The sequence below is a fragment of the Achromobacter sp. FW305-C-28 genome, from assembly GCF_058783235.1.
The window spans coordinates 56333-78368 of sequence record NZ_JBYSYL010000015.1 but is presented as its reverse complement, the minus strand read 5'-3'; the positions used below and the strand labels follow the sequence as shown (position 1 = coordinate 78368).

Genomic DNA, 22036 nt, shown 5'->3' with positions numbered 1-22036 from the left:
GCTTACCAGGACGTGGTGTACGCGCCGGGGAACTGCTTGGCCACGAATGCCTTCACTTCATCGGACTGATACGCCTTGATGAAGCGCGCAATGCGCGGGTCGTTCTTGTTGTCTTCGCGGGCGGCGATCACCACGGCGGCAAACGGCGCATCCTTGCTTTCCAGCGCCAGCGCGTCCTTGGCGGGCGACAGGCCGGCCGGAATCGCGTAGGCCGAATTCACGGCGGCGGCGTCCACGTCGGCCAGCGAATGCGGCAGCTGCGCCGCTTCGATCTCGACGAACTTCAGGTTCTTGGGGTTCTCGACCACGTCGAACAGCGACGCCGTCACCGTCACGCCGTCTTTCAGCTTGATCAGCTTGGCGGCCTGCAGTACCAGCAGCGCCCGGGCGCCGTTGGTCGGGTCATTGGGAATCGCCACCTTGGCGCCCGGCTTCAGGTCGTCCAGCGACTTCACGCGCTTGGAATAGATGCCCATCTGCTGCACCACCGCGGTCGCCACCGGCACCAGCTTGTAGCCGCGCGCCTTGTTCTGCGATTCCAGGAAAGGCTTGTGCTGGTAGATATTCAGGTCCAGCTCCTTGGCGTCCAGCGCGGCGTTGGGCTGGATGAAATCGCTGAACTCCACCAGCTTGACCTTCAGGCCCTGCCTGGCGGCCACCTGCTGCACCACTTCGCCGATCTGGGCGTGCGGGCCGACGGTCACGCCGACCTTCAGTTCGGCGTCCTGCGCCAGGGCCGGCGCGGCGGCGGCGAATCCGATAAGGGTGGCAAAGGCGGCCAGGGTGTGGCGTAGGCGCATGGCGGGTCTCGACGAATCAAACGGGTAGAGGAAGCCCCGGATTCTAGTGACCGCGCTTCAAAACCGGAAGCGATGAATTTTCATATTGATATGTGCAAACCCATATAAGACGCCTCGCCATGACAAGCTCGCGCGGGCGCGACACAATAGCGGCTGACCTTCATCACCCACCCGCTACGTCCATGTCCACCCCTACCGAACTGCACCCGCACGCGCGCGCCCTGCTGGCCGATCACTACGCCGCGGTGGATGCCGACCTGCCCGCCCTGCTCGACCTGCTGTTCGCCCGCAGCGCCGGCGAAGACTGGCACAAGGCCGGCACGTTCAAACATCACCTGTTGGGCGTGTACCGCACGCTCACGCTCTGGAACCAGCCTCGCGAAGTCCGGCTGCTTGGCCTGTTCCACAGCGTCTATGGCAACGAATACGTCGACCTGACCCTGTTCGACCGTGAACGAGAACGCAACACCCTGCGCGACGTGCTGGGCGCCGAAGCCGAAGAGTGGGTCAACCTGTTCTGCGCCATGCCGCGCACCCGTTTCGTCCAGGCCATCCTGCAAGGCCAGGGCGCAGGCCCGGATGGCCTCACGCTCGAAGGCGCCGACGGCCAGGTGTTCACCTTCACGCCGCGCCAGGTGGCCGCCTTCATCGTGGTGTCCGCCGCCGACATCGGCGAGCAATGGCACAGTTGGCAAGACGAGATCTTCGCCGGCTATCCGCAACAGCAGCGCCGCGACCTGAAAACGAATTGGGCCGCGTCGCTCTGGCCCGGGCCGCTCAAGCCGCCGTCAAACATCCTGTCGATGCTGTCGCACCTGCTGGCGCCGCTGGCCACCCTGCCGGCCGATACCGGCATACCCGTGCCGCCGGCCTTCGACCACTGCCGCGCCACGCTCACGCCGCGCGACGAAGCCGCGGCCAGCGCCCTGTACTGGCAGGTCGTCACGCGCATGCAGCCCCTGACCGAAATGGACAGCGCCCGCCACATGCTGGAGGCCGCGGTCGAACACAATCCGTGGGTGGGCGAGCCGCGCCTGTTGCTGGCCCAGCTGGCGCTGACCGCCGGCGATTTCGACGCTGCCGAACGCCATGCGGCGGCGGGTCTGGCCGCCCTGCAAGCCTGGGGCACCGCCTGGGACAAGCGCATCGAATGGGCCGGCTGGATGGCCTGGGCCCGCATCGAGCTGCAAAACGCGCGCGCGCGCCGCTGGCCGGAAAACCTGGCCGCGCTGAACGGGTTGGGGCTGGTCGAGTAAACCGCGCGGCCGCTCGCCGCCCCCGCCAGGAAAAACGCCCCAGGGATCGAATGGATCCCCGGGGTGTCTTGCCGCGGTGGCGCTGGCCGCCGCGGTGTTTACTTCGTGCCTTCCCAGTGCGGGCCGGGCACGTGGATATCGAACAGTTCCAGCACGCGGGCCACGGTGTGGTCCACCATTTCCTCGATGCTGGCAGGCCGGTGGTAGAACGCCGGCAACGGCGGAAACACGATGCCGCCCATTTCGGTCACGGCCGTCATGTTGCGCAGGTGCGCCAGGTTGAAGGGCGTTTCGCGCACCATCATCACCAGGCGCCGGCGTTCTTTCAACGTCACGTCGGCCGCGCGGGTGATGAGGTTGTCCGACAGGCCATGCGCCACCGCCGCCAGCGTGCGCATCGAACACGGCACGATCACCATGCCCGCCGTCTGGAAGGCACCGCTGGCCAGCGTGGCGCCCACATCGCGCACGCTGTGCACGTGGTCGGCCAGCGCGTAGACATCATGGCGGCTGACATCGAGCTCGTGCTTGATGTTCAGCACGCCCGAGGCCGATACCACCAGGTGCGTCTCGACATCGTCCACGCCGCGCAGCGCCTGCAGCATGCGCACCGCGTAAAGGGACCCCGTGGCCCCCGTGATGCCGATAACCAGACGCCGCACGGGATCAGGCCGTGGCGCCGGATTGCTCCAGCAGGGTCTTCAGTTCGCCGGACTCGTTCATCTCGTTCATGATGTCCGAGCCGCCGATGAATTCGCCCGCCACGTACAGCTGCGGAATCGTGGGCCAGTTGGAGAATTCCTTGATGCCCTGGCGGACTTCGTCGTCCTCCAGCACATTCACGGTCACCAGCTTCTTCACGCCACAGCCCTTGAGGATCTGGATGGCCTTGCCGGAAAAGCCGCATTGCGGGAACTGGGCGGTGCCCTTCATGAACAGCACGACGGGGTGCTGGGTCACGGTTTCGCGGATGAATTCTTGAACGTCGCTCATGGTGGTCTCTTGGACAGGCATAACGGAATACGCCAATTATAGGTACAGGCGGGAAAACCACCCGGATTCCCCGGGACGGGGCCGGGAAATGGGACGGTCGGCAGTTACAAATCGGCCTGGCGACGCCCGGATAAGCGGTCTTGCAAGACTCGGCTGCAACGGCCGGCCCCCGTTGGCGCTGGAACCCGCGTCAGCGGCGCCCCGGCCAGCGGCCGCCGGATATGCGTTCGATGCCCGCCAGGTCCTGGCGGCTGTGCACGTCGGCAAAGCCCGCGTCGGCCAGCAGCGTCCGCACGGCCTCGGCCTGGTCCCAGCCATGCTCCATCCACAGCGCCCCGCCTGCCTTCAGGTGTCGGTGGGCGCCGGCCACGATGCGGCGCAGGTCTTCCAGGCCGTCGGCGCCGTCCGTCAGCGCGCCGCGCGGCTCGAAGCGCACGTCGCCCTGCCCCAGGTGCGGATCGTCGCTGGCTACATAGGGCGGATTGGACACGATCAGGTCGAAGCCTTCGCCCGCCGGCACCGCCTCGTACCAGCTGCCTTCCACGAAGCGCAGCGACGCCGTCAGGTCCCAGGCATTGCCCGCCGCCACCGCCAGCGCCTTGGCGCTGACGTCGCTGGCCATCACGCGGGCATCGCGCCGGGCCAGCGCGATCGAGATCGCGATGGCGCCGCTGCCCGTGCCCAGGTCCAGCACCGCGGGCGCGGCCTGCCCGGCCACGCATTCCAGCGCGGTTTCCACCAGCACCTCGGTATCCGGACGCGGGATCAGCACGTCGGGCGTCACCCGGAACGTATGCCCCATGAACTCGCGCTGGCCCACCAGGTACGCCATGGGTTCACCGGCCAGGCGGCGCTGCACCAGCGCCTCATAAGCGGCGGCCGTGGCCGGTTCGAGCGGATCGGTGTCATGCGCCAGCAGCCAGGCGCGCGGCTTGGCCAGCACGTGCTCGAGCAGCATGCGCACCTCCAGGCGCGGCAGGCGCGCATCCAGCAGCAGGCTCTTGATCTGGGCGGTCATGTCAACGCGATGCGTCAGATGTCGTCGCCCAGCGCCGCCAGCTGCTCGGCCTGGTGCTCGGCGATCAGTGCGCCGGTCAGCTCTTCAAGGTCGCCTTCCATGATCTGCTGCAGCTTGTACAGCGTCAGGTTGATGCGGTGGTCGGTCACACGGCCCTGCGGGAAGTTGTAGGTGCGAATACGCTCGGACCGGTCGCCCGAGCCGATCAGGCTCTTGCGCTCGGCCGCTTCCTTGCTCTGGCGCTCGCGGGTTTCCTTGTCTTTCAGGCGCGCGGCCAGCACCTGCATGGCCTTGTCCTTGTTGCGGTGCTGGGAACGGTCGTCCTGGCATTCCACCACCAGGCCGGTCGGCAAGTGCGTGATGCGCACGGCCGAATCGGTCTTGTTGATGTGCTGCCCGCCCGCGCCGCTGGCGCGGAACGTGTCGATGCGCAGATCGCTGGCATTGATGACGATTTCCGACGCCTCGTCGGCTTCCGCCATGATCGCCACCGTGCAGGCCGATGTGTGGATGCGGCCCTGCGCCTCGGTCGCGGGCACACGCTGCACCCGGTGCGCGCCCGATTCGAACTTCAGGCGGCCATAGGCGCCGTCGCCATTGATGCGCGCGATCACTTCCTTGTAGCCACCCAGTTCCGACGGGCTTTCGGACATCAGCTCGACGCGCCAGCCGCGCTGTTCGGCGTAGCGCGTGTACATGCGCAGCAGGTCCCCCGAGAACAGCGCGCTTTCGTCGCCGCCCGTGCCCGCGCGGATTTCCAGGAACACGCTGCGGCCGTCGTTGGGGTCGCGCGGCAGCAGCAACAGCTGCAACGCCGCTTCCAGCGATTCCAGCTTGACCCGGCCGGTCTTGATCTCGTCTTCGGCCATCGACTTCAGTTCGGGGTCCGACAGCATTTCCTGGGCGGCCGCCAGGTCTTCCTCGCCACGCACGAAGGCCGTGAAGGCCTCGACCACGGGCTCAAGCTCGGCGCGCTCGCGCGACAGCTTGCGAAAGCGATCCATGTCGGACGCGGTTTCCGGTTCGGCGAGCAACGCGTCCACCTCGATGAGGCGGTGGCACAGATGCTCCAGCCGGCTGCGCATGGAAGATTTCATGATGGGGAATTCTGCAAAGGAAAAACGACGATAGCGGGCGCCCACAAAACGAACGCCCGCCGAAAGGCGGGGCGTGGGACAGCGCCGCTAACGGCGCGAGTCGCGGCCGGGGAAAAGGCGCGGCATCCAGGCAAGCAGTTGCTTGCGGTCGTCGCCTTCGCTGCGGTTCAGCGCCGCCAGCGGACCATGCAGGTACTTCTGGGTCAGGCCGTGGGCCAGCTGTTCGAGCACGGCCTCGGGCGATTCGCCGCGCGCCAGGAGGCGCCGGGCACGCTCGAGTTCGGCGGCCTGCACGTCTTCGGCGGCCTGGTGCAGGTCGCGAATGACGGGCACCACTTCACGCGATTGCATCCAGTGCATGAAGCCCTGGACGCGGGTTTCGATGATGGCCTCGGCCTGCACCACCGCGGCGCGGCGCGCATCGGTGCCGGTCTGCACCAGGCGGCCCAGGTCATCGACGGAATAGAGGTAGACGTCGTCCAGGCGGCCGACTTCGGGTTCGATATCGCGCGGCACGGCCAGGTCGATCATGACCATCGGGCGGTGGCGGCGCAGGCGCGTAGCCCGCTCCACCATCCCCAGCCCGAGGATGGGCAGGGAGCTTGCCGTACAGGAGACGATCACGTCGAATTCGGACAGCCGGTCGGTCAGGTCCGACAGCTTCATGGTGCTGGCCGAAAAGCGGTTGGCCAGCAGTTCGGCACGCTCGGCCGTACGGTTGGCCACCACCATGCTGCGCGGACGTTGCGCGGCAAAGTGCGTGGCGCACAGTTCGATCATTTCGCCCGCGCCGATGAACAGCGTGCGGGCCTGGTCCAGATTGCCGAACACGCGCTCGGCCAGGCGCACCGCGGCGGCGGCCATGGACACCGACTGCGCGCCGATCGCGGTCTGCGACCGCACTTCCTTGGCCACCGAGAAGGTGCGCTGGAACATCTGGTGCAGCAACGTGCCCAGCGAACCGGCTTCGCCGGCCGCGCGCACGGCGTCTTTCATCTGGCCGACGATCTGGGTTTCGCCCAGCACCATGGAATCGAGCCCGCTGGCCACGCGGAAAGCGTGACGCACGGCGTCGTCTTGATGGTGGCGATACAGATGAGGGCGCAGCGTGCCGGCGTCCAGGCGATTGTGCTCGGCCAGCCAGGCGGGCAGCTGGTCGGCCACGTGGCCGTCGGCAGCGCAATAGATTTCGGTGCGGTTGCAGGTCGACAGGATGGCCGCTTCGCGCACCGATCCGCCAAACGCAGAACGCAGGCCTTCGAGCGCCGGCTTGACCAGATCAACGGGCATGGACACGCGTTCGCGAACCGAAACCGGCGCGGACGTGTGATTCAGACCGAAGGCTAGAACAGCTACCGACATGTAAAGGACGAGGCCGTAAGTAATAAGAGCGGTGGTCCCTGCGGGTCATGCGGTACAGCACGCATGTAACAGCAGACCGCTAATGATTATACCCCTGCGGGTTATCCCCAGACCAACCAGAGCCCCGGCCGCGACCCTGGGTCGCACCCAAGCGTGCCTTTCGCCCAACAGTGGTACGGGATACCTATCGCGGCGTCGACCCGCGACGCCCACCCCACGCCTCGATCTCAAGCCAGGCCACTTTCACGGGCAGGCAAAAATATTTGAAGTTTTTTCGCTTCGACTGGCACAAGTCCAAAAAATTGTGTATAGTTGCGGACTTCGTTGGCCTGGTAGCTCAGTCGGTAGAGCAGAGGATTGAAAATCCTTGTGTCGGTGGTTCGATTCCGCCCCAGGCCACCAGAATTAAAAAAGCCCGGCTCCTTGGAGTCGGGCTTTTGCATTTCCGGGCATGCTGCTTTCTGGGTTCAGCATGCCGCCCTCTGGGCAACGAGCGTCAGGCTCCGCCGCTCAAGACCCCGGCAGCGCCACGCCCATCGCCGCGAACAATCCGCCACATACCTTGTTGAACCGCCGACCGCAGCGTTCAAGCCACGGGCGCACGCGGTGCGCCAGGCGGGCCAGCACGTATTCGACTATGAATTCGATCACCGCGAAGGTCGCGGCCATGATCACGAATTGCGCAAACAGGCTGCGCGCCGGGTCGATGAACTGCGGCAGGAAGGCGCCGTAGAACAGCAATGCCTTGGGGTTGGAGATGGCCGACAGGAAACCCTGGCTGAACATGCGCGTGCCGCGCAGGCGCGGCATGTCGGGTGCTGGGCGCAACTGCACGGCTGGCGCGCGCCACAATTGAATGCCCAGCCAGATCAGGTAGGCGCCGCCGGCCCACTTGAGCACCGTGAGCGCCGGCCCCCACGCCTTGAGCAGCGCGCTGATGCCCAGCATCGACAAGGCGATGAGCAGGATGAAGCCGACCGCGCCGCCGGCAATGGTGCACAGGGCCTTGCGGTGGCCGTGCAGGGCGCCGTGGGTCAGCGCGAGCAGCGTGTTCGGGCCGGGCGTGACGGACAGGCCGGTGACGGCAACCAGGTAGATGAGCCAGCTATGCAGAGCCATGGCGCGAGAGACGAGAGAAAGGGAAGCGGCCAGTCTAGCGCCGCCTCGGCGGGCGAGCAATGCGCTTCTCCCCACCACGTCGGGCCAGTTGCCAACCGCAGATACGCCACTCCATTGCCCACCCCCCGCCGACCGGGATTTCCCGCACCAAGCTACCCCCTACCCCGCGTACGTATAAGCCGTCTTCACCGTGGTGTAGAACTCCGCCGCGTACCGACCTTGCTCTCGCGCCCCGTATGACGAATCCTTACGGCCTCCGAAAGGCGCGTGATAGTCGACCCCCGCCGTCGCCAGATTCACCATGACCATGCCGGCTTCGGCGTTGCGCTTGAAATGCGTCACGTGCTTGAGGCTGGTGCTGCAGATGCCCGCCGACAGGCCGAAAGGCGTGTCGTTGCTGAGAGCCAGCGCCTCGTCGTAGTCACGCACGCGCGTGACAGTGGCGACCGGCCCGAAGATTTCCTCGCGTGCGATGCGCATGTCAGCCGTCACGCCGGTGAACAGCGCCGGACTCAGGAAGTGGCCCCGGGTATCGCGCGTCAGCACCTCGCCGCCCGCCACCAGTTCGGCCCCTTCGCAGCGGCCGATGGCGATGTAGTCCAGGTCTTGCGCCAGTTGCCGTTCGTCCACCACCGGGCCGATGTCGGTGCCGGCCTTGAGCGCATGATCGACCTTGAGTTGCGCCAGGCGCGCCTTGACCGCTGCAACGAACGCATCATGGATGCCATCGGTAACGATCAGGCGCGACGACGCGGTGCAGCGCTGGCCGGTCGAAAAGAACGCGCCGTTGACGGCGCATTCGACGGCGGTGGCCAGGTCGGCGTCGTCCAGCACCACCAGCGGGTTCTTGCCGCCCATTTCCAGCTGGAACTTCTTCATGTGCGGGCCGGCCACGCAGCCGGCGGCCACCTTGCGGCCGGTGTCGACCGAGCCGGTAAAGGAGATGGCGCGCAGCTTGGGGCTGTCGATCAGCGCCTGGCCGATGCGCGAGCCGCGCCCCATCACCAGGTTGAACACGCCGGCCGGCACGCCCGCCTGGGCAATGATCTCGGCCAAGGCATACGCCGATCCCGGCACCAGGTCGGCAGGCTTGAAGACCACGGTGTTGCCGTAAGCCAGTGCGGGCGCGATCTTCCACGCGGGAATCGCCAGCGGAAAATTCCAGGGCGCGATGATGCCGATCGGGCCCAGCGCCTCACGCGTCACCTCAACGTCTACGCCTGGACGCGTCTGCGGCAATTTCTCGCCGGCCAGGCGCAATGCTTCGCCGGCAAAGAACAGGAATATCTGGCCCGCGCGGCCGGCCTCGCCGATGGCCTCGGGCAGGGTCTTGCCCTCTTCACGCGCCAGCAGGCGGCCCAGTTCTTCCTTGCGCGCCAGGATCTGGTCGCCGATGCGCTTGAGCAGGTCGTGGCGCTGCTGGCCAGTCGTGCGAGACCACGCGGCGAACGCCGTGTCGGCGGCGTCGATGGCCTGCGCCGCCTGGGCCTCGGATGCCCGGGCGTATTCGCCGATGACGTCATCCAGATCGGACGGGTTGCGGTTCACGGCGTATTCGTCGGCGGCGGTCCACTCGCCGGCGATGTAGTTGAAGTAGCGGTCCATCATCATGGCTCCAGGAAAGGGGCGCCGATCATGGCGCCCCGGGGTTCATGCATCGGAAGAAAAGCAGGTCAGTCGTCCAGTTCCTGCCCGCTGCGGTCACGCGTCAAGCCCACGGCGATCAAGGACACGACGCCGCAGCCGATCAGGAACACGCCCACCGGCACATAACTGCCGCCGTAATGCGCCACCAGCGCGGTGGCAATCAGTGGCATCGGTCCGCCCACCAGCGCGGCGCCGATCTGGTAACCCAGCGACATGCCGGTGTAGCGCACCGCGGCGGGAAAGGCCTCGGCCAGCAGCGTGCCGATCATGGCGCCGTACGACGACCAGATCAGCGTGAAGCCCACGCCGATGGCCAGGATGGCGGCAGCAACCGAGTGCTGGTTCAGCAGCCAGAAGTACGGCATGACCCACACGATGAAAGCAGCCGTGCCGAACATGAACACCTTGCGCCGCCCGATGCGGTCGGACAGCCGGCCGAAGAACAGCATCACCGGAAACGCCAGCAAGGCACAGACCAGCACGATGTTGAGTACCTGCGCCTGCGGATAGCCCAGGCCGATCATGTAGGCGACCGAGAAGGTGGCGTACAGGAAGAACGTGGAGGTTTCGATGACCTTGGCACCCACCGCGATCAGCACTTCGCGCCAGTGATAGCGCAGCGTCTGCGCCAGCGGCACCTTGGCGGCGGCATGCGTGGCCAGGATCTTCTTGAACGACGGGGTTTCGTCCACCCGGTTGCGCAACCACATGCCCAGCACCACCAGCACGATCGAGGCCACGAACGGAATGCGCCAGCCGTAGGCCAGGAAGGCCTCTTGCGGCATCGACGACGCCAACGCCGATGTGATGATGTTGCCCAGCGCCAGGCCAAGCACCGCCCCCGTCTGCGGCACGGCGCCATACAGGCCGCGTTTCTCGCGCGGCGAATACTCCACCGCCAGCAACACACCGCCGCCCCACTCGCCGCCCAGCGCCAGGCCCTGCATCAGGCGCAGTACGGTCAGCAGCACCGGCGCCCATACGCCGATCTGGTCGTAGGTGGGCAACAGCCCCATGAACACGGTGGACAGGCCCATCATCGACAGCGTGACCGCCAGCGTCTTCTTGCGGCCAATGCGGTCACCGATGTGCGAAAAGATGATGCCGCCCAGGGGCCGCACCAGGAAGGCCAGTGCGAATGACGCCAACGCCAGCAGCTGGCTGGTCAACGCATCGGTGGTGGGAAAGAACAGCCTGGCGAACACGATGGACGACATCGTGCCGTACAGGAAATAGTCATACCACTCGATGGTGCTGCCCACCGCGCTGCCGAACAGCGCGCGGCGCCGGTCCTGGTCGGTGATCTGCCTTTCCTTGGGCAGATAGCCTGCCACTGCGTCGAAATTGCTCATGTCTCCTCCATTGGGATTCTGTTTTTATGGGCCCGCTGCGCGGGCCAGGCCCTACATCGATGCGGCCAGCATGCGCAGGTAGTCATCGGCGCTGGCGTCGCGCGGATTGGTGCGGTGGCTGTGGTCGGCCAGCGCACCGGCCACGATGCGGGGAAACAGGTCTTCGGTCACGCCCAGCGCCGCCAGGCCCAGGGGCAGGCCCAGTGCGCGCGACTTGTCCTTCAGCGCCTGCTCCAGCTGATCGCCGCCCGCCAGGTCCATGGCCTGCGCCAAGCGCGCCATCTTGTCGTCGGCGATCACGCTGGCGGCTGCACGGTTGAAACGCAGCACGGCGGGCAGGAAGATGGCGTTCAGCGTGCCGTGATGCAGCCGCGGATTGATGCCGCCCAGCGAGTGGCTCAGGCTGTGCACGCAGCCCAGCCCTTTCTGGAAGGCCAGTGCGCCTTGCAGCGACGCACTCATCATGTTGATGCGCGCCTCGACGTTGCCAGGCTCGCGCGTGGCGATTTCGATATGGCGCCAGGCGCGGCGCAGGCCATCCAGTGCGATACCCTCGGCCGGCGGATTGAAGGCGGGCGACAGGAAGGTTTCGATGCAATGCGCGATGGCGTCCATGCCGGTTGCGGCGGTCAGCCCGGCCGGCAGGCCGAATGTCAGTTCCGGATCGCAGATCGCGGCGCGCGGCACGACAAAGGGCGACAGGATGCCGACCTTGCGGCCGTCGTCCAGGATCAGGATCGCGCCGCGGCCGACTTCGCTGCCGGTGCCGGCCGTGGTCGGCACGGCGATCACCGGGGCAGTCGCGGCGGTGATGTTCTGCAGGCCGCCTTCGATCAGCGCGAAGCTGCGCAGCGGTCCCGGATGGCGCGCACAGACCGCCGTGCCCTTGGCCAGGTCAATGGGCGAGCCGCCGCCCACGGCGATGATGCCGTCGCAATCACCCGCCGTGAACGCGGCCACGCTGTCACGCACCGCCGCCTCGTTGGGGTTCGGCGGCGTGCCGTCGTACACCGACGCATCCGGCTGGCCCAGCGCGGCCAATACCTTATCGACGATGCCGCTGGCACGCACGCCGCGGTCGGTCACGATCAACGGCCGACGGATGCGTACCCGGGCGCATTCTTCCCGCAACGTGGACAACACCCCCGGCCCGAACTGTATCTGCGTGACATAAGCGATGAGCGACATACCTTCCCCCTCGTGATTCATAACAACGCCTCATATCAAGGCACCGAGGAAAATTTTACGTAGCGCAATGAACGCGAGATACTGAGAACATTCGATAGCGCTATAACTTTTATTCAAGTCAAATGGTCCCTACACTGAACTCCGTCATGTCCCGCCTGCATGCCAAGCAGCTGCGTTTGCTGGTCGCGCTGGAAGAACAGGGCTCGCTCCTGGGCGCCGCCGAAAAGGTTGGCCTGACCCAGCCCGGGGCCAGCAAGGCGCTGAAGGAACTGGAGACCACGTTCGGCGCCGAACTGTTCACCCGCACCAATCGCGGGCTGCTGCCGACCGCGGCCGGACGCAGCGCGGCGCGTTGCGCGCGCCTCATCCAGGCCGATCTGGAACACCTGCGGTTCGAACTCAACGCCATCGCCCGCGGCGTCGGCGGGCGCCTGCTGGTGGGCAGCATCATGGGCGCCGTGCCGCTGCTGATGGACGCGGTGTCGGCGCTGCTGGCCGCGCAGCCGGACATGTCGGTGGAAGTCGTGGAAGACACCAGCGAAACCCTGCTGGCCATGATCGACAGCGGCCGCCTGGATGCCGCCCTGTGCCGCACCACCGTCAGCGGCACGCCCCAGCTTTATCAGTCGCTGCACGTGAAGGAAGAGTCGCTGGCCGTGATCGCCAACGTGGCGCATCCGCGGCTGGGCGCGGCGCCGCTATCGTTGGCCGACCTGGCGGACAGCCGCTGGGTGGTGTATCGCGCCAACATGCCCATGCGGCGCCTGCTGGAACGCGAATTCCACGAAGCCGGCCTGCCGTTTCCGCTGCATCTGGTCGAAACCACATCGGTGCTGGCCACGTTGTCGCTCCTGCACCGCAACGCCACGTTCGTGGCCCTGGTGTCGGTGGATGTGGCCACCTATTGCGCCAGCCATGGCATGGTCGGCGTGCTGCCGCTGGCCTTGCGCTCGCGCAGCGAACCTTACGAGCTGGTATTTCGCAAGGGCGCGCCGCGCACGCCCGCCATGCAAGCGCTGGCGCAGGAGCTGGGGGCCCGTGAACCGGCGTAGCCGTCAGCGACCGGCAGCGATGGGCGGCGGCATTCTGCGGCCAGCGAACGCCGCCCGATGACGCGTCACTCGTCCGCCTGCCCCACGGGCACCGTCAGGCCGTATTTCACCCGGTTCATCACCACCAGCGTCGAAAACCGCTTCACGTTGGGATTGCCCCAGAAGTGCCGCTGGGCGAAGGCGTCGTATTCGGCCATGTCGCGCACGGTGATGTTGACCACGAAATCGACTTCGCCGGTCACGGCCAGGCACTGCATGATCTCGGGCGCGTTCTGCATGGCCCGCTTGAAGTGGTCGAGCTTGTCGGCGCGCTCGCTTTCCAGGGACACCAGCACCACCATCATGATGCCCCGGCCCACCGCGGCCGGATCCACCACCGAAACGTCGCCCAGCACCGCGCCAGATTCGCGCAGCCGCTTCATGCGGCGCAGGCACGACACGGGCGACAGGTTCACCCGTTCGGCCACTTCCTGGCTGGTGCGTTGGTTGTCTTCCTGCAGGCTTTGCAGGATCTGAAGGTCGAAATCGTCTAGTTCCATGGGCGTCTCGGACGGCGGCGGAGCAGGCGGGGCGGGCCTGCCCAAGGATTCTAAACGGGTGCGCCCAATGACCTGCCCCCAAATTCGACGGGAAACTTCATTTCCGGCCCGCCGGCTGCAGGAAATAATCAGCCGGCTTGCTTACACTGGGAACCCTCTGGCCGACCTCGCGGCCAGGCTCCGCCCGATTCCCATGCCGTCACTTCAGCTTTTCCTGCTTTTTCTGGCCGCCGACGCGGCGCTCAAACTCACCCCCGGGCCGGACATGGCGCTGACGCTGTCGCGGGGCATGACGCAGGGATTCCGGCCGGCGTTCCATAGCGTGCTGGGCAATGTGGCCGCCGGGTTCATCCAGGTGCCGGCCGTGGTGCTGGGGCTGGCCTCGGTGCTGCAGGCGTTTCCCACGCTGTTTTTGGCCATCAAGGCAGCCGGTGGGCTGTACCTGGGTTACCTGGGCATCAAGGCCATGCTGCGCTGCGCCCGCGACGCCGACGTGTCGCTCGCCGCGCGCCCCGGCGACGCCCGCGATGCGTTCTGGCAAGGCTTCATGACCAATTTGCTGAACCCGAAGGTGCTGTTGTTCATGATCGCCTTCCTGCCGCAGTTCACCACCCCGGACAATGGGCCGGTCTGGGTGCAGATGCTGGTGCTGGGCGTGACGATGAAGGCGCTGAGCCTGCCGTACGGCAGCTGCTTTGCCTACGGCGCCTCGCGCATCCGCGGCTGGGTAGGACGCAACCCGTGGTTCCTGCGGATGCAGCAGGGCTTGCTGGGCGCGATCATGCTGGGCCTGGCGCTGTATGTGATCTACTCCACCGCCGCGACATTGAGTCCCTGAGTTCTCCCCTTTGATTTTCAGCCATTTTCCTGAAGCAGCACCATGACCGCCGCCACGATCACTACCGGACACAACGCGTCCGCCTCCCCCCTGATGCCGACGCTGTCATTGATCGCGGCGATGGCATCCCTTTGCGTGGGCACTTCGTTCGCCAAGTCGCTCTTTCCCGAAGTGGGCGCGCAAGGCACCACCGCGTACCGCATCGTCATCGGCGCGATCATCCTGCTGGCGTTCTGGCGCCCCTGGCGCTTTCCGCTGACACGCGTCAATGCCGCCAAGATCGCGCTGTACGGTGTGACGCTGGCGTGCATGAATCTGCTGTTCTACATGGCGCTGCGGACCCTGCCGCTGGGCGTGGCCATCGCCATCGAATTCACCGGGCCGCTGACGCTGGCGGTGGTGCTGTCGCGCCGCGCCATCGACTTCGTCTGGATCGCCTGCGCGCTGGCCGGGCTGGTGCTGCTGATTCCCACCGGGCAGTCGGTGCACGACCTGGACCCGGCCGGCATCGGCTTCGCGCTGGCCGCCGCCGTTTGCTGGGCGCTGTACATCATCTTCGGCAAGATGGCGGGCAATGTGCACGGCGGCCAGGCCACGTCGCTGGGCCTGCTGGCCGCCACCATGGTGGCGCTGCCGGTGGGCGCCGCGCACGCCGGCATGGCGCTGCTGGACCCCAAGCTGATCCTGGCCGGCATCGGCGTGGGCATCCTGTCGAGCGCCCTGCCCTATTCGCTGGAAATGGTGGCGCTGCGCCGCCTGCCGCAAAAGACGTTCGGCGTGCTGCTCAGCATGGAACCCGCGATGGGCGCGCTGGCCGGTGTGATCGTGCTGAACGAACACCTGTCCAGCACGCAATGGCTGGCGATCTGCGGCATCATCATCGCCTCGGCCGGCTGCGCGGCCACCGCCCGCCGCCAGAACCGCGCCGCCGCCGCAGGCTGAACCCACGGCCGCAATTCCGCAGCAACCCAGGCAGGCCCGGGCAATCGCCCGGGCTCGACCCGCATCAATCCACCGAAATATTCTTCTGCCGGATCACCACGCCCCAGTTGGTGTATTCGCGGTGGGCATAGTCGAAAAACTCGCCAGGCGTGCTGCCCATGGGCTCCATGCCTTGCAGCTTCAACTGCTTGACGACGTCCGGTGACCGCAACGCCGCCACGATGGCCTGGCTGAGCTTGTCCACCACGGCCTTGGGCGTGCGCGGCGGCGCCACCACGCCTTGCCAGGCGGTGGCTTCCAGCGGCGGACCGCCGGCCTCGCCGAAAGTCGGCACGTCCGGCAGCTGGTCCGACCGCTGGTTCGCGGGTACCGCGATGGCGCGCAGCTTGCCCGCCTGGATCAGCGGGCGCGCCGCGGCCAGGTCGGCCATCATCAGCGGCACCACGCCCGAGGCCACGTCCTGCAAGGCCGGCGGCGTGCCCTTGTACGGAATGGCGGTGGCCTGCGCGCCGAACAGCGACAGGAACAATTCCATCGCCAGATGGTGCGGGCTGCCTACGCCCAGCGACGCATAGCTGGCCTGCTTGCCGCTTTTCAGGAACGCCATGACTTCGGGCAGGTTGTCCAGGTCGGACGCGGGCGAGGCCACCAGCACGATGGGCAGCGCCACCAGCGTCGACACGGGCTTCAGGTCCTTCCAGGGGTCGTACGGCAACTGCTTGTACAGCCAGGGGTTCAGCGCCAGCGTGCTCATGCCCGCGGTCATCAGTGTGTAGCCGTCGGGCGCCGCGCGGGCAGTTTCCTGGGCGGCCACGATGGTGGCGGCGCCGGGGCGGTTTTCCACCACCACGGGCTGGCCCAGCGTCTGGCTGACGTGGCGGGCCACGATGCGGGTGGCCAGATCGCTGCCGCCCCCGGCGCTGAAGGGCACCAGCCAGCGAATGGGATGATCGGGATATTCCGCGGCCGCGGGGCCGGCGCCCGTGGCCAGCGCCAAGGCGGCCGCGATTCCCAGCGTGCGGCGGATGAAGCCTCTTCTGGACATGGGTTGTCTCCTGATGTTCTTTATTTAGTTAACACATTAATTATATGTCGACGGGGCAAGCGCCTGACATCCGCCAAGACCATTACACGTGGGACATCAGCGGAACTCAGGCGCGCGCCGCGGCCAGCCAGCGCAGGCCGGCAGACGTGCCTGCCGCGGGACGGTATTCGCAACCGATCCAGCCGCTGTACTCCAGCTCGCGCAGCACCGAGAAGATCCAGCCGTAATCCAGCTCACCGCGGTCCGGCTCCTGGCGCAGCGGCACCCCGGCGATCTGCACGTGGCCGACCCGCCCGGTGGGCAGGTACTGGCGCAGCTTGGCGGTGACGTCGCCTTCGACGATCTGGCAGTGGTAGAGGTCCATCTGCACTTTCAGGTTGGGCGCGTTGACGGCCTGTACCACCTGGTGCGCCTCATCCTGCCGGTTCAGGAAGTAGCCGGGAATGTCGCGGGTATTGATGGGTTCGATCAGCACGGTGACGCCCGCCGAGCGCGCCTGGCGGGCAGCCCAATCCAGGTTTTCCCGGTAGCAGTCCAGCAAGGCGCCGCGTTCGGCGCCCTCGGGCGCCAGGCCCGCCATGACATGGACTTGCGCGCAGGCCAGCGCGGTGGCATAGCTCAGCGCCTGTTCGATGCCGGCGCGGAATTCGTCCTGCCGGCCCGGCAGCGCGGCCAGCCCGCGTTCACCACGCGAAGCCACGCCGGGCGGCGCGTTGAACAGCACTTGCGACACGCCGGCGGCGTCCATGCGCTCGCGCACGAAGGCGGCTGGCGCCTCGTAGGGGAACATACATTCCACGCCCGCGTACCCATCGGCAGCGGCGGCCGCGTAGCGGTCCAGGAAGGCGTGTTCCGTGTACATCATCGACAGGTTGGCGGCGAATTTCAGCATGGCGTTTTCCGTGACGGGCAGCATGCCTGGAAATTAGCACACCTGCCCGCCGCGGCGGCCCTGCCGCGCGCCTGTCAGCCCTGCGCACCCGATGGGCAACGCAGGGTATCGTCAGGCTCAGTACGTCAGGCGCACGCCCAACATCACGCTGCGGCCCGGCAGCGGCGCCACCGACGAGATGAACGACGCGTGGTTGTAGGCCAGCTTGTTCAGCAGGTTGGTGCCGCGCAGGTAGACCTCGTAGCCCGTGGCGGCGTAGCGGCCGCGGTAGGCGACCACGGCGTTGACCAGGTTGTAGCCCGGCGTGCTGTTCTCGTAGGACGCGATGTCCTTTTGCGAGAACACGCGTGCGTACTCCAGGCCGCCCGACCACGCTTGCCACTTCACGTTGCCCCGCAGCCCGGCGCGCGCCGCCGGAATGCGCGGCAGGTTGCCGTCGCCGCCAGTCAGCTTGCCGCGCACGTAGTCACCGAACACCGCGGCCGAGAACACCGGCGTGAACTGGTGCCGGATCTCGCCTTCGACGCCGGTGAATTCCGCATCGCGCTGGGTGTATTCGATCAGGCGGAAATCCTCGTAGCGGTCCAGCGTGTCGGCGTAGATGTAGTTCTTGACGCGATTGTGGAACACGCTGGCCGAGAACGTCGTGTCGCCCGAATGCTTGCGCAGGGTCAGATCGATGTTGTGCGACGTTTCGCGGCCCAGGCCGGCATTGCCCAGTTCGTAGGTATTGGTGGCCAGGTGCACGCCGTCCGCATACAGCTCCTGCGCGGTCGGCAGGCGCTGCGAGCGCGACAGGGACAGGGCCACCGAGTACTGCGGCGCGAAGTCCCAGATGGCAGCGGCCGACAGCGACGTACCCGACAGGCTGCTGCGCGAGGCGCCGCCCGATGGGGAAATGCGCTGCCAGTCCTGGCGCGCGCCGACCTCGAAGCGCCAGTCGTTCAACTGGTATTCCTCGAGCACGAACAGGCCGTTCGAACGCGTGCGGCTGCGCGGCAGGAAGGCTTCTTCGCCATCGGCGCGGAAGTCGCTGTAGGCGTTCTGCAGGCCGATCACGCCGCGCCAGCCGGCGATCGGCTTGTGCTGCAGTTCCACGCGCAGGTCATAGCCCTTGTTCTTGAAGCGGGTGCCGACCTGGCCGCCTTCGATTTCCTCGTGCTGGTAGTCGGTCAGGCCGCCACGAAAGCGGATCTTCTCGAAACCGGCGAAGGGGTCCTGGTATTCGGCGCGCAGGTCGACGCGGTCGCTGCGCAGCTTCACATAGGGCACGCCGCCATGCTCGTGGTCATGGTCGTGGTCGTGGCCCGCTTCTTTGTCGCCGTGATCGTGGTCATGGCCGCCGCAGTGCAGATGCGTGCCGTGCGGGTGGCAGCCTTCGTATTCGTGGTTGTGGCCGGGCAGGCCGTACTTGCTTTCCAGGTGGGTGAACGCCAGGCCGACGTAGCCGCGCGGCGTGATCCACGACAGGCCGACCGAGCCCTGGGTGGATTCGCTGTACGAGCCGGCCAGCTTGCCGCCGGGCCAATCCGGCACGTCATAGTCGCTGGTGCGGCGCTTCATGCCTTCCACCCGCACCGCGAACTGGCCTTCGCCGGCCGTGATGCCGATGGCGCCCGCGCGTTCCCTGGTGCCGGTGGCCCCGCGCAGTTCGCCTTCCATTTCAACGCCCTTTTCCGGCACGGCCGTGGGAATCTTCTTGTCGACCACGTTGACCACGCCGCCGATCGCGCCGCCGCCGTACAGCAAGGTGGCCGGGCCACGCAGCACTTCGATGCGCTCGGCCAAGAGCGGTTCGACGGTCACCGCGTGGTCCGGCGAAATACCCGACGCATCCATCACGTCGGACCCATCGGACAACACCTTCACGCGCGGCGCCGTCTGGCCGCGGATCACCGGACGGCTGGCGCCGCCGCCGAAGGTGTCGCTATTGACGCCCGGCAGGCTGTTGAGCGATTCGCCCAGGGTGCCGGCGCGACGCTCGATCAATTCATCGCCTTCCAGCACGGAAGCCGGCAAGGTGGTGCTGTTCAGGTCCAGGCCCAGCGGATTGGCCGACACCGTGATGGGCGCCAGGGTCTTGGCGCGGGTGGGATCCGCTTCGGTTTCGGCCTGCGCCATGGGCGCGGCCAGCATCAGCGAACACATCAAGGGCTTGAGCGCGCTTTTGCGACCTGCCCGCCGTCCCGGGGCCTTGCCGCCTCCTCGTTTGCCGTCTGCCCGTGCAATCCCCAGCGTTGTGCCTTTCATCGTTACTCTCTTGGATGTTATATCATTACAAATAGCTGAAGGATGATATAACATTCTGAAAGTAAATCAAGCCGATCCGCAAGGATCGGCCGATGCCGCGTCAGGCCATCACGCGCTCAGGTGCCCGCGCCTTCCAGCCCGGACAGCGCTTGCAGCACCGCCACGCGGCTTTGCCCCAGCACCGCACCATGCCAGTCCGGCGCATCGCAATAGAAGGCTTCCAACGTCGCCTGCAGAATCGCATCGCGCTGCGCGGCATCCGCATCCGGGTGCGCACGCAGCCAGTTGCGCCCGCGCAGCGCATCCACCACGTCTTCGGACGGCAGCGTACCGAATTCCAGCGCCATCAAGGTTGGCACCGACGCCGGGCAGGCGTCGTAGACCAGGCCGGCCAGATGGCCGGTGATGTCCACCGACGCGGACGTGCCCTGGTACGGCACCGCGATGTCGGCGCCCCACCAGCGGCGGGCGCGCGCCACTTCGGCCTCGTCGCGCCGGCCCGCGTAGATCTTCTCGCCATGCCCGCGCGGCCCCAGCCCCGTATGCACGTCGATCCAGCCGATCTGCGCGTAGCGTGCGGCATGCTCGGCCAGGATGCGGCGCAGGTTCAGCAGCGACGCGGCGGGACGATCGCCGCCGTAGAACAGGCCATCCGCATGGGTGTATTGGCCGCGCGTGACCGCCTGCTTGAACGCCGGCAGGCCGTGTTCGGCGATATAGCTGCCGATCTGCACGCGGTTGGCCTCGTTCGCCGGCCACTGCGCGGGCAGCAGCAGATCATGGATCTGCGCATAGCCGGGGTTGGCGGGCAAGGGCTGGGCGCCGAACGGCTGCGCGTTGCGGTTCAGGTCGACGTTGCCTTCGTCGGTGCGGGCGATCCACGAGAAGCCATGCGGATTCACGGCGTGCACCAGCAGCAGCGCCACACCGGCTGCGCGCGCGCGCGCCAGCATGTCGGCGTCGTCCAGCAGCGCCAGTTGGCAGCCCGAGCCACAGAAGCCTTCGACGCCATGGGTGGCCGACGTCATGATCAGCAGCCGTTCGGCCCGCGGGTCGCCGATCAGCGCCACGTCGGTAGCCAAGGCCTCGCCCTCGCGGCCCTGGGGCTCGATCGCATATGACGCGAAGTGCGCGGCCAGCGGCCGGGCCGCGGCGGCGAAGCGGTCGCGCGCCTGGGCATAGCTGCGGGAAAAATAAGGGGTTGCGGATTGCATCAGGTCTCCTGGTTGTCGATATCGTCGCCGGTGCGGTCGCGTATCCAGAACAGCACCACCGTGGAAATCGCCACCGCCACCATCAGGTACCAGGCGGGGGCCATGGGGTTGCCCGTCACGTGCAGCAGCCAGGTCACGAAGAACTGGGCGAAGCCGCCGAAAACGGAAATACCCAATCCGTACACGACCGACATGCCGGTCGTGCGCACGGACTTAGGAAACAGCTCGGGCAGCATGGTGATGCCCGGCGCCGATTGCAGCGCCAGCAGCACCGATAGCAGCGCAACCACGGTCATCAGGCGCGCGCTGCTGGGTTCGGCCACCAGCCACTGAAAGCACGGCAGCAATACCGCCACCGTCACCACGCGCGACCAGAAGATCACCCGCTTGCGCCCGACGCGATCGGCCAGCATACCGACCAGCGGCGCGCAGAAAAAGCCCACCGCCCCCACCACCACGCTGGCCGACAATGTGGAAGTCGCGGGCAATCCCAATTCGCGGTGCGCGTAGGCCGGCATGTAAAAGCCGATGATCTGCGCACACACCATGCCCCCGATCATCAGCAGGATGCCCTTGGCCACCTCGGCCTTGTGCTCGGCGAAGATACGGCGCAGCGGCTGGTGGCCGGAGGCGCGGGGCCGGTCCGGTTCATCCTGGGGAGTCAGCGTCTCTTCCAGGTTGCGGCGAATGTATGCGCCCACCGGCACGGTCAGGATGCCGATCACGAAGGGCAGGCGCCAGCCCCAGGCCTGCATCTGCTCGGCGGTCAGCGCCGCCGTCAGGCCGCCCACCACCAGCGCGCCCAGCGCCACCCCCAACGACTGGCTGCCGAACTGCCAGCTGGAATAGAAGCCTCGACGCGAGGCCGGCGCATGCTCGACCAGCAACGTGGTCGACGCGCCGACTTCCCCGCCCGCGGCGAAGCCCTGGATCAGCCGCGCCAGCACCATCATGACCGGGCCCGCCAGGCCCATCTGCGCATAGGTCGGCGCGGCGGCGATCAGCGCACAGCCCAGCCCCATCAGCCACAGCGTCAGCGTCATGGCGGCGCGGCGGCCGTGGCGGTCGGCATAGGAACCGATCAGCATGCCGCCCACCGGCCGCATCAGGAAGCCGACACCGAACGTGGCGGTGGTCAGCAGCAGCTGGCCATAGCTGGAGGCCGCCGGAAAGAACAGCGGCCCGATCACCAGCATCAGGAACGTGAAGACGGTGAAGTCGAAGAACTCGAGCGCATTGCCGATGGTGGTGCCGGCAATGACGCGCCGGCGCATGGACGGCGTATGCAGGCTGGGCGCACGGGCGCCGGCTGCGATGGCGATAGACATATTTTCCCCTTGATGTCCGATCCTTTGGCCGCCTGGCCCTATCCCGGGCGCCGTGCGGTGCTAGTGAATATACGGATGGCCCTTGAAACGCGAAAGACAGTATT

20 protein-coding genes and 1 tRNA gene are annotated in these 22036 nt (G+C 66.9%); 5 read left to right on the top strand and 16 right to left on the bottom strand.

Annotation, left to right across the window (positions count from 1 at the left end; translation table 11 throughout):
* Positions 1 to 2: 2 nt before the first annotated feature.
* Positions 3 to 800 carry a MetQ/NlpA family ABC transporter substrate-binding protein gene (locus AC3WMR_RS27465; protein ID WP_492266256.1) on the bottom strand — a complete coding sequence of 266 codons (798 nt, stop codon included), beginning with the start codon at positions 798 to 800 and terminating at the stop codon, positions 3 to 5.
* A 182-nt stretch (positions 801 to 982) separates the two neighbouring features.
* On the opposite strand from AC3WMR_RS27465, the gene AC3WMR_RS27460 reads away from it, so the two are divergent.
* A complete protein-coding gene (locus AC3WMR_RS27460) occupies positions 983 to 2056 on the top strand; it encodes a DUF6817 domain-containing protein (RefSeq protein ID WP_492266255.1) in 1074 nt (357 codons plus the stop codon).
* 98 nt (positions 2057 to 2154) lie between these two features.
* On the opposite strand, the gene AC3WMR_RS27455 is transcribed toward AC3WMR_RS27460, so the two are convergent.
* The 5 genes from AC3WMR_RS27455 to hemA form a co-directional block, all read right to left on the bottom strand.
* On the bottom strand, positions 2155 to 2718 hold the full coding sequence (locus AC3WMR_RS27455; protein WP_025138455.1) for a UbiX family flavin prenyltransferase: 564 nt from the start codon (positions 2716 to 2718) through the stop codon (positions 2155 to 2157).
* A gap of 4 nt (positions 2719 to 2722) precedes the next feature.
* On the bottom strand, positions 2723 to 3049 hold the full coding sequence (gene grxD / locus AC3WMR_RS27450) for a Grx4 family monothiol glutaredoxin (RefSeq protein ID WP_006391696.1): 327 nt from the start codon (positions 3047 to 3049) through the stop codon (positions 2723 to 2725).
* Positions 3050 to 3239: 190 nt separating this feature from the next.
* A complete protein-coding gene (gene prmC, locus AC3WMR_RS27445) occupies positions 3240 to 4067 on the bottom strand; it encodes a peptide chain release factor N(5)-glutamine methyltransferase (protein ID WP_492266254.1) in 828 nt (275 codons plus the stop codon).
* A 14-nt stretch (positions 4068 to 4081) separates the two neighbouring features.
* The gene (prfA, locus tag AC3WMR_RS27440; protein ID WP_025138453.1) at positions 4082 to 5164 is read right to left on the bottom strand and encodes a peptide chain release factor 1; all 1083 of its coding nucleotides are present in this window, start codon (positions 5162 to 5164) and stop codon (positions 4082 to 4084) included.
* An 87-nt stretch (positions 5165 to 5251) separates the two neighbouring features.
* Positions 5252 to 6526, bottom strand: a complete 1275-nt coding sequence (gene hemA / locus AC3WMR_RS27435; RefSeq protein WP_025138452.1) for a glutamyl-tRNA reductase — start codon at positions 6524 to 6526, stop codon at positions 5252 to 5254.
* Positions 6527 to 6852: 326 nt separating this feature from the next.
* On the opposite strand from hemA, the gene AC3WMR_RS27430 reads away from it, so the two are divergent.
* A tRNA-Phe gene (locus AC3WMR_RS27430) sits at positions 6853 to 6928 on the top strand.
* Positions 6929 to 7036: 108 nt separating this feature from the next.
* Here the strand turns inward: AC3WMR_RS27430 and AC3WMR_RS27425 are convergent.
* The 4 genes from AC3WMR_RS27425 to gbd form a co-directional block, all read right to left on the bottom strand.
* Positions 7037 to 7645 (bottom strand): LysE family translocator, encoded by a 609-nt coding sequence (locus AC3WMR_RS27425; protein ID WP_492266253.1) that lies wholly within the window; start codon positions 7643 to 7645, stop codon positions 7037 to 7039.
* 159 nt (positions 7646 to 7804) lie between these two features.
* Entirely contained in the window at positions 7805 to 9250 is a 1446-nt protein-coding gene (locus tag AC3WMR_RS27420; RefSeq protein WP_492266308.1) for an aldehyde dehydrogenase family protein, read from the bottom strand.
* A gap of 68 nt (positions 9251 to 9318) precedes the next feature.
* The gene (locus tag AC3WMR_RS27415; RefSeq protein WP_492266252.1) at positions 9319 to 10644 is read right to left on the bottom strand and encodes an MFS transporter; all 1326 of its coding nucleotides are present in this window, start codon (positions 10642 to 10644) and stop codon (positions 9319 to 9321) included.
* 51 nt (positions 10645 to 10695) lie between these two features.
* Positions 10696 to 11832: a 4-hydroxybutyrate dehydrogenase gene (gene gbd / locus AC3WMR_RS27410; RefSeq protein ID WP_492266251.1), complete on the bottom strand. Its 1137-nt coding sequence runs from the start codon at positions 11830 to 11832 to the stop codon at positions 10696 to 10698.
* Between the two features lie 146 nt (positions 11833 to 11978).
* Here gbd and AC3WMR_RS27405 point away from each other — a divergent pair, with 146 nt between their 5' ends.
* Positions 11979 to 12884, top strand: a complete 906-nt coding sequence (locus AC3WMR_RS27405) for a LysR family transcriptional regulator (protein WP_492266250.1) — start codon at positions 11979 to 11981, stop codon at positions 12882 to 12884.
* A 65-nt stretch (positions 12885 to 12949) separates the two neighbouring features.
* Here the strand turns inward: AC3WMR_RS27405 and AC3WMR_RS27400 are convergent, their stop codons facing one another.
* Positions 12950 to 13423 (bottom strand): Lrp/AsnC family transcriptional regulator, encoded by a 474-nt coding sequence (locus AC3WMR_RS27400; RefSeq protein ID WP_492266249.1) that lies wholly within the window; start codon positions 13421 to 13423, stop codon positions 12950 to 12952.
* Positions 13424 to 13616: 193 nt separating this feature from the next.
* Here AC3WMR_RS27400 and AC3WMR_RS27395 point away from each other — a divergent pair, with 193 nt between their 5' ends.
* Positions 13617 to 14261: a LysE family translocator gene (locus AC3WMR_RS27395; RefSeq protein WP_492266248.1), complete on the top strand. Its 645-nt coding sequence runs from the start codon at positions 13617 to 13619 to the stop codon at positions 14259 to 14261.
* A gap of 42 nt (positions 14262 to 14303) precedes the next feature.
* Positions 14304 to 15203, top strand: a complete 900-nt coding sequence (locus AC3WMR_RS27390; protein WP_492266247.1) for an EamA family transporter — start codon at positions 14304 to 14306, stop codon at positions 15201 to 15203.
* 64 nt (positions 15204 to 15267) lie between these two features.
* On the opposite strand, the gene AC3WMR_RS27385 is transcribed toward AC3WMR_RS27390, so the two are convergent.
* The 5 genes from AC3WMR_RS27385 to AC3WMR_RS27365 form a co-directional block, all read right to left on the bottom strand.
* Complete coding sequence (locus AC3WMR_RS27385) at positions 15268 to 16248, bottom strand: Bug family tripartite tricarboxylate transporter substrate binding protein (protein WP_492266246.1); 981 nt, start codon at positions 16246 to 16248, stop codon at positions 15268 to 15270.
* 106 nt (positions 16249 to 16354) lie between these two features.
* Complete coding sequence (gene otnI, locus AC3WMR_RS27380) at positions 16355 to 17140, bottom strand: 2-oxo-tetronate isomerase (protein WP_492266245.1); 786 nt, start codon at positions 17138 to 17140, stop codon at positions 16355 to 16357.
* A gap of 117 nt (positions 17141 to 17257) precedes the next feature.
* Entirely contained in the window at positions 17258 to 19288 is a 2031-nt protein-coding gene (locus AC3WMR_RS27375) for a TonB-dependent receptor domain-containing protein (RefSeq protein WP_492266244.1), read from the bottom strand.
* Positions 19289 to 19506: 218 nt separating this feature from the next.
* Entirely contained in the window at positions 19507 to 20604 is a 1098-nt protein-coding gene (locus AC3WMR_RS27370) for a M14 family metallopeptidase (RefSeq protein ID WP_492266243.1), read from the bottom strand.
* Positions 20604 to 21932: an MFS transporter gene (locus AC3WMR_RS27365; RefSeq protein WP_025138432.1), complete on the bottom strand. Its 1329-nt coding sequence runs from the start codon at positions 21930 to 21932 to the stop codon at positions 20604 to 20606. Before AC3WMR_RS27365 ends, AC3WMR_RS27370 begins: the two co-directional genes overlap by 1 nt.
* Positions 21933 to 22036: the final 104 nt, after the last annotated feature.